This is a genomic window from Bacillus sp. 491mf (genome assembly GCF_900112415.1).
Classification (GTDB): domain Bacteria; phylum Bacillota; class Bacilli; order Bacillales; family Bacillaceae_G; genus Bacillus_A.
The window spans coordinates 1-13,161 of record NZ_FOLV01000063.1 but is presented as its reverse complement, the minus strand read 5'-3'; the positions used below and the strand labels follow the sequence as shown (position 1 = coordinate 13,161).

Sequence of the window (13,161 nt, the reverse complement as noted above, 5' to 3'; positions counted from 1 at the left end):
CTTCATCCCCCACTGATTATTAGTTGAACCAATCGGGCTTTTACGGGCAGTTTATCTCCCACCTAACTTCTTTGCTTTCGCTGAATTTTGAGGTGGGAGTATTACTGCCCGTTAATGCGGGATAAAACAAAAAAACTATCATCAAAAGGAGTTAGACATCATGGACACAAAAAAATGGGGTTTATGGGTTTTAACAGCATTCGTTGTTGGAAATATGGTTGGTGGCGGCGTATTTATGCTTCCGGCAAATTTAGCACAAGTATCAGGACCAATGGGGTCCACGCTTGCATGGACAATTACCGGGCTTGGTGTATTTATGATTGCGCTCGTGTTCGGAAACTTAGCAATGCGAAAGCCAAATTTAAAAGCAGGTCCGCAAAGTTATGCGCAAGCAATGTTCAAATCACCAAAGTATGGTAAAGTTGCTGGTTATAGCATGGCGTGGGGATACTGGGCGGCAAACTGGGCGGCAACAGCTTCTGTTATTATTTCATTTGCAGGATATTTATCTACGTTTTTCCCAGTGCTGCAAAGTAAACAAATTTTGTTCACGACAAATGGTTTCTCGTTAGAACTAGGAAAAGCCTTAACATTCGCTGTATGTAGTATTATGCTATGGGGTATTCAATATATTCTTTCTCAAAACATTGATCGTGCTGGTAATATGAATTTACTTGCAACTGTTGCAAAAATTATTGGCTTTACGATGTTTATTATCATTACATTATTCATCTTTAATGCAGCGAATTTCGGTGATGGGCAAACGTTTATGAATGAGGCTGGAAAATCTATTCCATTAGGCGGGCAAATCAATGCTGCTGCTATCTCAACACTTTGGGCGTTTATTGGTATTGAATCAGCTGTTATGCTTTCAAACCGTGCAAAATCACAGCGCGATGTAAAAAAAGCAACGATTTTCGGATTAGTAATTGCTCTTCTTATTTATGTAGCAATTACATTGTTAACAATGGGTGCTCTTCCGCAAGATGTGTTAAAAGGATCTCAAAAACCATTGGTTGATGCATTAAGTATGGCTATTGGTAATAAAGGTGCATACATTATGGCATTTCTAGCACTTGTCTCTCTATTCGGTTCTACAGTAGGTTGGATCGTTGTAAGTGCAGAAGTTCCATATCAAGCAGCGAAAAGCGGACTATTCCCTGCTTTCTTTGGAAAAACAAATAAAAAAGGAAGTCCAACAAACTCATTGTTATTAACAAATATCATGACACAAGTATTCTTATTCTCTACTATTTCTGGGAGCGTATCAGAAGCGTATACCTTTGCAATTGTTGTCGCTACGCTTGCTTATTTAATTCCATATCTTGTTTCAACATTATATCAATTAAAACTTATTATTACTGGTGAAACATATAACAACATGCAAGGCTCTCGCAAATTGGACGGAGTCATCACAGTACTTGCTCTTATCTATTCCATTTGGGTTGTTAAAACAGGAACATCTGATATAAAAACTTTCTTACTAGGAATCGGATTATTTGTAGTTGGACTCATTCTTTATCCACTGATTATGAAAAATACGATTGATAATAAACCAGATACAAAAATCAGTTAAACTCAAAAACACTAGCTCTTTACAGAGCTAGTGTTTTTGAATTCTATTTCTTTTTTCTAACTAAAACAGGAAACCAGTCTGCTCCTATGCGGAGAAAATCTCAATTTCTAATTTGTTTAATGTAAAGAAAACATTTTATAATAAGGATATAACTAATCAGAAAAAGGTGACATTCCGACCAATGAAAAACCGTGTTCTTCAATTTCTATTCGTTGTTGCAATTTCAACTATTTTACTATTTGTTTTAAACAGATCATCTATATCGTTATATGCCTTCGCTGGAGTAGTATTCTTTATTACAGCTGTCGGTATTGCTTTCGTCATCTTTATTGAAAATCGCTCCCCGCAAAGTACGTTAGCTTGGTTTTTAGTATTAGCGATTCTCCCTATTTTTGGCGTATTTTTGTATGCATTATTTGGCCGAAGCAGATGGCGCCGAGTAAAACATTTACATCGTGCTGAAGAGCAAAGAAAGTTGTTCCGTGAAATTTTAGAAGGAAAACGATTGGAACAAGAAATCCCATCGTCTCTAAATGAACACTCTGCCCATTTGACTACGATCATTCAAAAATTTGGCGGGGGACCTATTGCTGATGAAACTAGAGCAACATTGCTAACAAATGGCGATGAAACATTTACAGAGATTTTGTCCTCCATTCAAGAAGCCAAACATCACATTCATATTCAATATTACATTTATCGAGCTGATGAAATTGGAACAAAGATCCGGGATGCTTTAATTGAAAGAGCGAAAGAAGGTGTCATTGTCCGCTTTCTATTTGATGACCTCGGAAGCTATCCGTTACGGAGCAACTTTTTGCAACCGATGAAGGACGCAGGAATTGAAGTAGTAGAATTCGACCCTGTCCTTTCGCCATGGTTAATCGAAACGGTCAATTACCGAAATCACCGAAAAATTGTTATTGTTGACGGAAAAATTGGATTTACAGGTGGATTGAATGTTGGAGATGAATATCTTGGTCGTTCGAAGAAATTTCCAATTTGGCGAGATAGTCATTTAAAACTTGAAGGGAAAGCATTGTACAAACTACAAGCAATCTTTCTAGAAGATTGGTTATACGCACGCAGTGGATTAAATAGCTATTCTTGGGAACCGTTTATGAAGAAAGAGTACTTCCCAGGATGGACCGTACAGACAGAAGGTGCTGTCCAAATTGTCGCAAGTGGTCCAAGTGCAAATGACAAAACGATTCGAAATGCCCTGTTAGCGGCAATGACATCAGCGAAACGTTCCATTTGGATTGCAACGCCATATTTTATTCCTGATCAAGAAACATTAACATTACTACGTTTAAGTGCGATCGCTGGAATTGATATCCGTATTCTATATCCTGGCATAAGCGATAGCGTGATAAGTGATCAAGCTTCGCAATCTTACTTTGCCCCGTTATTAGAAGCTGGTGTTTCGATTTATCGCTATAAAGATGGGTTTATGCACGCCAAAATTGTGTTAATTGATGATGAGATCGCCACAATTGGCACAGCAAATATGGACATTCGTAGTTTTGAACTGAATTATGAATTAATCGCGATGTTATATAACTCCCAGGCTGTCCTTGATATTAAACGTGACTTCGAACAAGATTTTAAAGACTCTACAGAAATTCGCTGGGAAGTATTTCAAAATAGAAGCCTTCGAAAAAGAATGCTAGAATCACTAATGCGACTTATTTCACCGCTTTTATAAAGGGAAACTTCCATCAGTGCGGGGGCTTTATCCCCCATCTATCTTCTTTTGCTTCTCTCTAAATTTTGAGGCGGGGGTCTTACTGCCCACGAATAGCAAAATAAGGAAACATCTCCCAAATTGGAAGATGTTTTTTCTTTGCGTCACTTATGAAAACACGTTATCATAAGAAGGATTGTTTACTTGATGAAAATAATGTTAGGTGGGAAATACATGTTAGAACAATTTCATATACATGATGGATTAAAAGAGCAACTTGTAAATATTCATGAAACAAATAAACAAGCAGCTGGCAATGCTGCTACTTTAATTGGAACAAAAATGTATAAAGCAGCAGATAATAGCATTATTGAAGATGCAATTACTGCATTACTTCTTGGCAAAAACGTTCTATTAAAAGGCCCTACAGGAAGCGGTAAAACCGTTCTTGCTGAAACACTATCTTATTTATTCCAAAAGCCAATGCATAGCATTAACTGCTCTGTTGATTTAGATGTAGAAGGGATTTTAGGATACAACACATTAACAACAAAAGATGGTGCCTCTGAAGTTACTTTCGTGGATGGCCCATTGATGAAAGCAATGAAAAATGGTCACTTCCTTTATATCGATGAAATTAACATGGCAAAGCCAGAAACGTTGCCACTTCTTCACGGTGCGCTCGATTACCGAAAAATGATTACAAACCCTTTCACACAAGAAGTTGTGTATGGCAATGATGAATATCGTGTAATTGCTGCAATTAACGAAGGGTATGTTGGAACGAGCGAACTAAATGAGGCGTTAAAAAACCGTTTCGTTATTATTGAAGTTCCTTATATTCAAGGTGAAACATTAAAAGAACTGTTATTAGCTGAATCAAAATTAAAGAATGCAGCAACAATCGAAAAGTTTGTCGCATTTGCAAGTGACTTAATGCCCCTTGCTCGCGATGGTCGTGTCAGTGAAGAAGCAGCAAGTATTCGTGGTATTATCGATGCCTGTGATTTAAGTGTATATATTCCAGTAATGCGTGCAATTGAACGAAGTATTATTGCAAAATTAAGCGATGAGACGGAACAAATGACGGTGCGTGAATTAGCAGAAAGCTATTTCTTTGAGGGATAATTGATGAGACAAATTTTTAGTGACAAAAAAATCGATGCGTCTCTGTTTCTGCAAATGGAAAACTTAATGTACGCCCTTCTAAAAGAAGAAAATGCATATTTAGAATATGGATATAAAGCATATTATGACGAGATCGAAAATAAAATTGTCATCAGTCACTTTTGGGATGATCGAAGCGAAACGGATAAAGTAATCGGCTTAAAAAGTGAAGTATATTTAAAAGCGCTTGGCAACAAGCATCATTCCGATATGCAACTTATTCGTAGCTATGCAAAAGAATTACAGCAATCACCGCTTAAAAATTTTTTAACACAGCTTTTCGTTCTATTAGAAGATTTACGAGTGGAAGAAATTGTGAAACGCGAGCGTCCTGGTACAAAACCAATTTTTGCGCGCCGAAAAGAAATGTATCGAAATTATTTCAGTTCACAATACGAAATTAACCGGATCCGTAATTATCATGCTGATATGCTCATTTGTTTATGTTACTTAACAGTAACGAGCGACAAATACGAAATGTTTAATAACGACTACTTTGAACAGATTGAAGCAATTTTACACGAAACATTCCAAACAAGTGCAACGGAAGATACGATGTATGTTGTTGAAAAAATTCGCTATCGTTTAGAAGAGCTTTTAGAACATGATATGATTAATAACTACTTTGGCCTGGCGCCGCTCAATACTTCTGTCATTTTTGACAAAATTGAAGAACGAGTAGATGAATTAGCAAACGATGATACCCAAATCGTAGATGACGATGATAATAAAAATAAAATTGATGAGAGCTTCTCTACATGGCATCGTGAAAATAAAAACAATGAAAACGAGAACTTCTTACGCTTTGAATTAGAAAGCGGTACAAAAACAAATATGATGGGTGATACAGCTCGTGAGTCTGAAGATGGTGATCAAGCACTCGGTTCCGTACAAGGTACTTCCCAAAAAAGTACGCAGTCGAATTTCGACGGTGCCGACGCTGAAGATACGAGAGCATCTCATGCTTCGAGCCAAAGTGAAGGTGCATACGGTAAGTATAACGCCGGCGCATCGCATACTTTTAAAGAAGCTCGCAAGCCGCAGCCTGATGAGAAGAAAGACTATCAAGCGATAAAATCTGTCGTAAATAAAGATGTAAAAGAACTAAAGAAAATTATCGAAAAAACAATTGAAAACAAAACAAACGCCAACGCTGATAAATACTATGGAAGACTTCGTAAAAAGTTCTTACGTATTTATACAGAAAAACAACCGCGTATGTTTTATAAAAAAGGCCAAGAATCACAAGAGCTTGACGTTGTCTTTCACCTGTTAGTTGACTGTTCTGGCTCAATGTATAACAAAATGGAAGAAACGAAAAAAAGCGTTGTTCTGTTCCATGAAGCTTTAAAATCATTAAAAATCCCGCACGCCATTAGCGGATTTTGGGAAGATGCTTCTAGCGCCACACCCGAAAACAAACCAAACTTCATTCATGAAGTCGTAACCTATCAAAACTCAACGCTGCCAAGCATTGGTCCAGAAGTCATGCAACTTCGTGAAGAAGAAGATAACCGTGATGGATATATTATTCGTATCGTTTCCGAAAAACTGGCGAAACGTCCGGAAAAGCATAAATTTTTGCTCGTCTTTACAGATGGCGAACCGTCTGCATTAGACTATCAACAAGATGGTATTTTAGATACACACGAAGCTGTAAAACTAGCTCGTAAAAGCGGCATGGAAGTCATCGGAATCTTTATCGAAGAAGGCGAAGCTAAAGAAGCGACGTATCAGCTCATGAAAAATATTTATAACCACCACTTTTTAGTAGCGAATCATGCGGAAGATTTACGCTTGAAGATTAAACCGTTATTGAAGAAATTACTACTGAAGACGATTGAATAAAAACCGGAGCTGGGTGCAGCTCCGGTTTTTTGGTCGTTTCGTGCCGAAGAATCTTTATTCTGTGTCGAAGCGCCCATATATTTTCATTTACGCCGATATATGATGAAAAGTCGCCGATATATTTAAAAAAGCGCCGATAAAAAATAAAATTTTTTGGGCATATTAAGAATCAAGTAGATGTGAAAGGATGGTTCTCTTCCAAAATGGATGAACAATATACGGATGTTACTACTGCTGAGGCTAGACATCAATATATCATTCCTGAGGAGTTTCCTGAAGGGCCTTACGGTTCTGCCTCTAATAAAAAATTAGGAAAATCAAATCCTTGGGATAAAGATCAAAAAACACATAAAGCATTTAGCAACGAATATGAAAAACAATTTGAAGAAACAGAAAGGCAATACCCCGAAACCGAATGAAGTTAGGCCAACTAAAAAAAGAGCCGATCCAATCGACTCTTTTTCTATTAGCTAATAACTAGCTCAGTTGCTAATTTTTTTTTTAATTTTTCAAGCATGTCAGCTGTCATTTTGTCTAAATCGTAGTCTGCTTTGAAGCCCCACTCTTCTTTTGCTGCTGTTGCATCAATTGAGTTTGGCCAGCTATCTGCGATTGTTTGACGAGCTGGATCAACAGCGTAATCCATCGTAAATGTTGGAATGTGTTTACGAATAGATGCTGCAATTTGTTCTGGCTCGAAGCTCATTGCTGTAATGTTAAATGCATTGCGATGTTTTAACTTACTTGGATCTGCTTCCATTAAAGAAATGATCGCTTGTAACGCATCTGGCATGTACATCATATCCATGTATGTTCCTTCTCCAATGTAAGAAGTGTACGCACCTTTTTTAATTGCTTCATAGTAAATTTCAACTGCATAGTCAGTTGTTCCTCCTCCAGGAGGTGCAACGTATGAAATTAAGCCTGGAAAGCGAACACCGCGCGTATCTACACCAAACTTATGATGGTAGTAATCACATAATAGCTCTCCAGATACTTTGTTTACCCCGTACATCGTAGTTGGACGCTGAATGGTGTCTTGCGGTGTATTATCTTTTGGCGTTGTTGGACCGAATGCACCAATTGAGCTTGGCGTGAAAAACTTACAGTTTAATTCGCGTGCCGCTTCTAATGCATTTACAAGGCCACCCATATTTAAGTTCCAAGCAAATAGCGGATTTTTTTCTGCCGTTGCAGAAAGTAACGCTGCCAAGTGAATGATTGTATCTACTTCATTGCGCTTTGCAATATCATGTAATTTTTGACCGTCAGTTACATCTAAAATTTCAAATGGACCAGACTTTACAACTTCGCTATCTGTTTCACGAATATCTGTCGCAACAACGTTTGATGCACCGTATACATCACGAAGTTTCATTACAAGTTCAGAACCAATTTGACCTAAAGAACCGGTTACTAGAATTTTTTTCATTTTCCCCACTCCTCATTAGTAAGCTTTCTTAGATGTAAATGCGTTAAATAATACCCATTTCTTTTCCAACTTTTTCGTACGTACGAATTGCTTCATCAAGCATTTCTTTCGTATGTGCTGCTGTTGGCATATTACGAACACGTCCTGTTCCTTTTGCTACAGTTGGGAACACAATTGATTTTGCGTATACGCCCTCTTCGTTTAGACGTTTACTAAATTGTTGTGTTAAGACTTCATCACCAATAATACAAGGCGTAATTGGTGTTTCACTTTCTCCAATGTTAAAACCAAGCTCTTTTAAGCCTTTTTTCAAATAGCGACCATTTTCCCATAAACGGTCATGCAGCTCAGTGCTTTCCATTAAGATTTCAATTGATCTCATACAAGCAGCTGCATCAGCTGGTGTTAACGCTGTTGAGAATAAGAATGGACGCGAGCGCACTTTTAACCAATCGATTAAGTTTTTCTTACCAGCAACATATCCACCAATAACACCGATTGCTTTCGATAATGTACCAATTTGGAAATCGACTTTATCAGATAGCCCAAAATGTTTCACCGTACCAGCACCTTTTCCAAGTACGCCAGAACCGTGTGCATCATCAACATACGTCATTAAATCTAGTTCTTCTGCAATTTCAACGATTTCTGGTAGTTTTGCTATATCGCCATCCATTGAGAATACACCATCTGTAATAACCATTAATTTATTGTAAAGACCTGATTCTTTTGCTTCGATCGCTTTTTTACGTAAATCTTCCATATCGGAATGTTTATAAACAATAATTTTTGCTCTTGATAAACGAGAACCATCAATAATAGATGCATGGTTTAATTCATCAGAGAGAATTGCATCATTTTTATCCATAACAGCTGAAATCGCTGCCATATTACAGTTAAAGCCAGACTGATATGCAATTGCTGCTTCTGTATGTTTAAATTTCGCAATAGTTTCTTCTAATTTGATATGCAAATCAAGTGTACCGTTAATTGTACGAACAGCCCCTGCACCAACACCATATTTATGAATTGCACCGATTGCCGCTTCTTTTAAACGCTCGTCTGTTGCTAATCCAAGATAATTATTTGAAGATAGATTAATATATTCTTGTCCGCCAATTGTAATGATTGGTCCATTCGAACTTTCAAGCGGATCAATAACGTTATAAAGCCCCTTTGATTTTAAATCCTCTAGGTTTTCTACTAAAAAATTGTCAAGTGTTTTGCTAGACATCGTGAAACCTCCCTATCGTTCATATAAAGACAGTATTACCATAATACTCCCTCTATCAGCTTAACACATTTTGGAAAATTGTTATAGCGAAATAGCTTAAAGTAAACGCTTACATCTACAGATTATATCTTATATAATGACAGAAATCTATTATTATTATTTGGATTTTGTTACAATTTAAAAAAACGCTTTCAAGGAGAGGATACAATGTCTTATACAGAATCTGACGTTTACAATGAGGACCTATTTTTTGAACAATATATGAAACGTAGGCATCGAACTGATAACCCAAACGACACGATTGAAAAGCCCGCTCTCTTACAGTTGCTTGGCCACATAAAAGATAAAAGTGTTCTTGATCTTGGCTGCGGTGATGCACAATTTGGAGTAGAGCTATTACAGAAAGGCTGTCAATCTTATACTGGAATTGAAGGCTCACATCGTATGTATGAAGAAGCTAAGAAGAAATTACAAAATACAAATGGCATTGTCCATCTTTTAAACCTCAAAGACTATACATATCCACCTTCTACTTTTGACATCGTTACATCTAGACTCGTCCTTCACTATATTGAACATATTGATGATACATTCAAACAGATTTATCAAACGCTAAAACCTGGCGGGACTTTTGCCTTTAGTGTTCAACATCCAGTTATCACCTCTGCATTTGAAAGCTTACAAGCCACTGGAAAACGAACAAGCTGGCTTGTTGATGACTATTTTAAAACTGGCAAACGCGTCGAGCCGTGGATTCATGAACAAGTTGTTAAATACCACCGAACAATTGAACAATACTTCCTATCTTTACAAAAAGTTGGTTTTACGATCACTAGTTTACGCGAAGCAACACCAGAGCTTCTGAATTTTCAAAGCGAAGAAGAATATACGCGTAGACTGCGCATTCCTTTGTTTCTATTATTTTCTTGCACAAAATAAAGTGAAACTTCATGGCAGTAATCTATGTGCTGAAAAATAAAAATAACTTTCTATAAGGTAAGTGTATTTTCAGTGGAATTATTCCCCTTATCAAACCTCTAAATGAAATATATGGCTGAATAGTTACTACAGTTTTTAAAAATGACACAAAAACTCCTTTTTTTAGAAGGGAGACGAGAGTATCTGGCCGTGCATAGAAGCGATATCGAAAAATTAAAATGAATTTATATGGGAAAAGCACATCAATGATTCTGTATTTAAGAATATAAACAACACAAAAAATGGTAATTTATACAAAATGAAACTTCCATCAGTGGGGGGATTACCGCCCAAAAGTAGCGGGATAAAATTGATGACGTAATTTGGAGTACGGCTGACGGTATAATGGCTACTAGCCTAATATTACATAATATGGACAACACTTTGTAAAGTTAACATTGTACTTTTAAACTCTCAATTTCTTCCTATAAAAAACAACTCTCGTAATATAGAGTTGTTTTTTTATTTTGTATTCTTATTCATAATATGTTATATTCTAAAAGTATCTCCGAGAAGAATTCAGTATATCAGAAAAATTTATTTAGTTAAAATTTTCTGATTATTGTATTATTTCACATTCTATTTAAGCGAGAAATAATACACTTGAAAACGCTTATTTTAATCTTTTCAGGGGAAAAATACGATGACGGAAGATGTTTTTATAGAATTTACAAAATTATTTTATTCTATTCCCATATAATACTATTGACTTCTAAATATTTTGTAAATTAAAATGATTACATAAATATCCGTTGATCAAGATTAGGAGGAATGAAAATGGATGCAGCTGTAAAGTTAGACAAAGCTGGAGAACAACAATCACCAAAGAAACATCCTCCGGGATTGTATTTGTTGTTCTTGACAGAAATGTGGGAAAGATTTAGCTACTACGGAATGCGCGGTCTTTTAGTTCTTTATTTAACAACTACTGTTGTAAGCGGAGGTCTTGGATTTGATAAGGCTTTTGCAGTACAATTATATGGAATTTTCACAGCTTTAGTATATTTCACACCAATTGCTGGTGGATGGTTAACTGACCACTTTATCCCAAGACGCCTTGCCATTACTATTGGCGGTATTATCATGGCACTTGGTAACTTTGTTCTATTTTCAATGAATACAAAAACTGGACTATTTTTAGGATTAGGATTATTAGTTATTGGTAATGGATTCTTCAAACCAAACATCTCTACTCTACTAGGTGAACTTTACGGTGAAAATGATAAGCGCCGTGACAGTGCTTTCACAATCTTCTACATGGGTATCAATGTAGGAGCTTTCTTTGCACCACTTATTTGTGGTTTCCTAGCAGAAGATTTCTTTAAAACAAGCTCTAATGGCGTTATGGTCATGGGTTATAAATATGGATTCTTAGCTGCTTGTATCGGTATGATTGTCGGTCAGATTTTCTTTAATCTATTAGCTCCTCGTTACCTTGGTGATGCGGGAACAACAGTTGTAGGTAAAAAATCAAAAGACAAAAATGCACAAGCTATCGAGAAAAAACCTTTAACGAAACAAGAAAAGAACCGTACTTGGGCAATTGTCATTTTAACTTGCTTCGTTGTCTTCTTCTGGGCAGGTTTTGAACAAGCAGGTAGTTCGTTAACACTATATACAAATACTTTTGTTGATCGTACAATTTTCGGATGGGAAATTCCAACATCTTGGTTCCAATCCGTTAACCCAGCATTTATCGTAATATTAGCACCATTTGTGTCAATGTTATGGATGAAATTATCTAAAACAAAAAATGGCGACTTAAAAGTTCCAACAAAAATGGCACTTGGTATGATTTTACTAGGAATTGGTTATCTTGTTTTAACATTAGCTGTTCTGAAAACTGGAAGCGATGAAGCACATATTGCTACGAAAGCGAATTTATTATTCATCGTCTTCACATATTTATTCCATACAATTGGTGAGTTATTCTTATCACCAATCGGTCTATCAATGGTAAGTGCAATTGCTCCTGTAAAATTAGCATCTCTATTAATGGGAGTATGGTTAGCAGGTTCTGGTATGGCAAACTACCTAGCTGGGGCACTAGCTTCCTTCACACAATCTTTAGGTTACTTAGAAGTATTTGCAAGCATCGGTATTATCGTTATTGTATTAGGCGTAGTACTTCTTATGTTCTCTAAAAAAATTGCACATATGATGGAATAAAGAAAAAAAGCGGAGAAATTTCTCCGCTTTTTTAATGCTCTTCTAATGCAGTGATATCTACTTGAACTGTTTCATCTGGTGTTTTTATATCGTGTACATTAGCAATCCTACTTGTCTCATCACAGCTTTCGATCCAAACAGGCACACCTTGATATGTAACGTCAATTCTACTTGATGATGATAAAATTTGTTTTACTCGTTTTATATCCATCATTGTTCCCTCCTTATTGTTTATTACATTCTTTTTATATTGCCGTGTCTGGATGAATTTTATCCCATGTAACCTCTTCTCTTTATTTCTCCACAATTTGAAGATAAAAAAATAGGTATGTATACATACACACCCATTTTTTTCACAATATTTTAATTTTAAGAAAATAACGTTTTTAAAATCCCGTTTACTTTCTCATTGTTTACTTCATAATATACTTCTAAGCCACGTCTTTCAAAACGTACAACTTTATTTTGTTTTAATTTTGTTAAATGTTGCGATACTGTAGATTGCGGAATTTCTAATACTTCCTGCAACTGTGTTACATTACAAATTCCACGCTGCATCAGCTCCATTACAAGACGAAGACGAAGCGGATGAGCTAGTGCTCGTAACATTTGTACATCATCTTCTGAAATACGACAATCGAATTGATTTTGACACATATTTTCCCCTCATTTTTTTTATATTTATACATATTTATTTTTTATATTTCTATTTCGTTATCCCATTCTATATTCAATTACTTCCTATAATAAAAACCACATTCCTCCTTTATTATAGAGAGAAAACTCTCTTTGGATATTTGAACATTATACTATACTGCTTAGAAAAAAAGCAAAGTATCTGCTAGGGAATTCCTTCCTTTCGAAAATAAATTTCTCAACATTTTTGTTATATTTTTTTTGTATCCATAATAATGTTTATGATTAATTATTCAAATCCCAAAAATTTATAGTAGCGAGCTAAAAATGATACAAGGATTTATAAAGTGAAACTTTAATCAGTGGGGGTTTTCTTCATCCCCCACTGATTATTAGTTGAACCAATCGGGCTTTTACGGGCAGTTTATCTCCCA

The 13,161-nt window shown here is 36.1% G+C and carries 11 protein-coding genes; 7 read left to right on the top strand and 4 right to left on the bottom strand.

Annotated features, from left to right (window positions below; translation table 11 throughout):
• The first annotated feature begins 160 nt into the window (after positions 1-160).
• From BM211_RS24600 to BM211_RS24580, 5 genes are all read left to right on the top strand, one after another.
• Complete coding sequence (locus tag BM211_RS24600) at positions 161-1,576, top strand: amino acid permease (protein ID WP_091000058.1); 1,416 nt, start codon at positions 161-163, stop codon at positions 1,574-1,576.
• A 181-nt stretch (positions 1,577-1,757) separates the two neighbouring features.
• A complete protein-coding gene (locus BM211_RS24595) occupies positions 1,758-3,284 on the top strand; it encodes a cardiolipin synthase (protein WP_091000057.1) in 1,527 nt (508 codons plus the stop codon).
• A 213-nt stretch (positions 3,285-3,497) separates the two neighbouring features.
• Entirely contained in the window at positions 3,498-4,391 is an 894-nt protein-coding gene (locus BM211_RS24590) for an ATP-binding protein (protein WP_035433393.1), read from the top strand.
• Positions 4,392-4,394: 3 nt separating this feature from the next.
• On the top strand, positions 4,395-6,278 hold the full coding sequence (locus BM211_RS24585; protein WP_035433392.1) for a vWA domain-containing protein: 1,884 nt from the start codon (positions 4,395-4,397) through the stop codon (positions 6,276-6,278).
• 203 nt (positions 6,279-6,481) lie between these two features.
• Positions 6,482-6,697, top strand: a complete 216-nt coding sequence (locus BM211_RS24580; protein WP_035433391.1) for a hypothetical protein — start codon at positions 6,482-6,484, stop codon at positions 6,695-6,697.
• A gap of 47 nt (positions 6,698-6,744) precedes the next feature.
• On the opposite strand, the gene BM211_RS24575 is transcribed toward BM211_RS24580, so the two are convergent.
• Entirely contained in the window at positions 6,745-7,710 is a 966-nt protein-coding gene (locus tag BM211_RS24575) for an L-threonine 3-dehydrogenase (protein ID WP_091000055.1), read from the bottom strand.
• 43 nt (positions 7,711-7,753) lie between these two features.
• Positions 7,754-8,944: a glycine C-acetyltransferase gene (locus tag BM211_RS24570; RefSeq protein ID WP_035433389.1), complete on the bottom strand. Its 1,191-nt coding sequence runs from the start codon at positions 8,942-8,944 to the stop codon at positions 7,754-7,756.
• Positions 8,945-9,151: 207 nt separating this feature from the next.
• On the opposite strand from BM211_RS24570, the gene BM211_RS24565 reads away from it, so the two are divergent.
• Both BM211_RS24565 and BM211_RS24560 read left to right on the top strand, forming a co-directional pair.
• Complete coding sequence (locus BM211_RS24565; RefSeq protein ID WP_091000054.1) at positions 9,152-9,883, top strand: class I SAM-dependent DNA methyltransferase; 732 nt, start codon at positions 9,152-9,154, stop codon at positions 9,881-9,883.
• A gap of 816 nt (positions 9,884-10,699) precedes the next feature.
• Positions 10,700-12,091 carry a peptide MFS transporter gene (locus tag BM211_RS24560; protein WP_091000052.1) on the top strand — a complete coding sequence of 464 codons (1,392 nt, stop codon included), beginning with the start codon at positions 10,700-10,702 and terminating at the stop codon, positions 12,089-12,091.
• A 31-nt stretch (positions 12,092-12,122) separates the two neighbouring features.
• On the opposite strand, the gene BM211_RS24555 is transcribed toward BM211_RS24560, so the two are convergent.
• Complete coding sequence (locus BM211_RS24555) at positions 12,123-12,302, bottom strand: acid-soluble spore protein H (RefSeq protein ID WP_035433385.1); 180 nt, start codon at positions 12,300-12,302, stop codon at positions 12,123-12,125.
• A 158-nt stretch (positions 12,303-12,460) separates the two neighbouring features.
• Positions 12,461-12,748, bottom strand: coding sequence for an ArsR/SmtB family transcription factor (locus BM211_RS24550; protein WP_035433384.1), 288 nt, complete (start codon positions 12,746-12,748; stop codon positions 12,461-12,463).
• Positions 12,749-13,161 lie beyond the last annotated feature (413 nt).

Excerpts from the sequence above, each read along its gene's own strand:
- BM211_RS24600 (WP_091000058.1), top strand. The coding sequence starts at position 161 with ATGGACACAAAAAAATGGGGTTTATGGGTTTTAACAGCATTCGTTGTT.
- BM211_RS24595 (WP_091000057.1), top strand. The coding sequence starts at position 1,758 with ATGAAAAACCGTGTTCTTCAATTTCTATTCGTTGTTGCAATTTCAACT.
- BM211_RS24590 (WP_035433393.1), top strand. The coding sequence starts at position 3,498 with ATGTTAGAACAATTTCATATACATGATGGATTAAAAGAGCAACTTGTA.
- BM211_RS24585 (WP_035433392.1), top strand. The coding sequence starts at position 4,395 with ATGAGACAAATTTTTAGTGACAAAAAAATCGATGCGTCTCTGTTTCTG.
- BM211_RS24580 (WP_035433391.1), top strand. The coding sequence starts at position 6,482 with ATGGATGAACAATATACGGATGTTACTACTGCTGAGGCTAGACATCAA.
- BM211_RS24575 (WP_091000055.1), bottom strand. The coding sequence starts at position 7,710 with ATGAAAAAAATTCTAGTAACCGGTTCTTTAGGTCAAATTGGTTCTGAA.
- BM211_RS24570 (WP_035433389.1), bottom strand. The coding sequence starts at position 8,944 with ATGTCTAGCAAAACACTTGACAATTTTTTAGTAGAAAACCTAGAGGAT.
- BM211_RS24565 (WP_091000054.1), top strand. The coding sequence starts at position 9,152 with ATGTCTTATACAGAATCTGACGTTTACAATGAGGACCTATTTTTTGAA.
- BM211_RS24560 (WP_091000052.1), top strand. The coding sequence starts at position 10,700 with ATGGATGCAGCTGTAAAGTTAGACAAAGCTGGAGAACAACAATCACCA.
- BM211_RS24555 (WP_035433385.1), bottom strand. The coding sequence starts at position 12,302 with ATGGATATAAAACGAGTAAAACAAATTTTATCATCATCAAGTAGAATT.
- BM211_RS24550 (WP_035433384.1), bottom strand. The coding sequence starts at position 12,748 with ATGTGTCAAAATCAATTCGATTGTCGTATTTCAGAAGATGATGTACAA.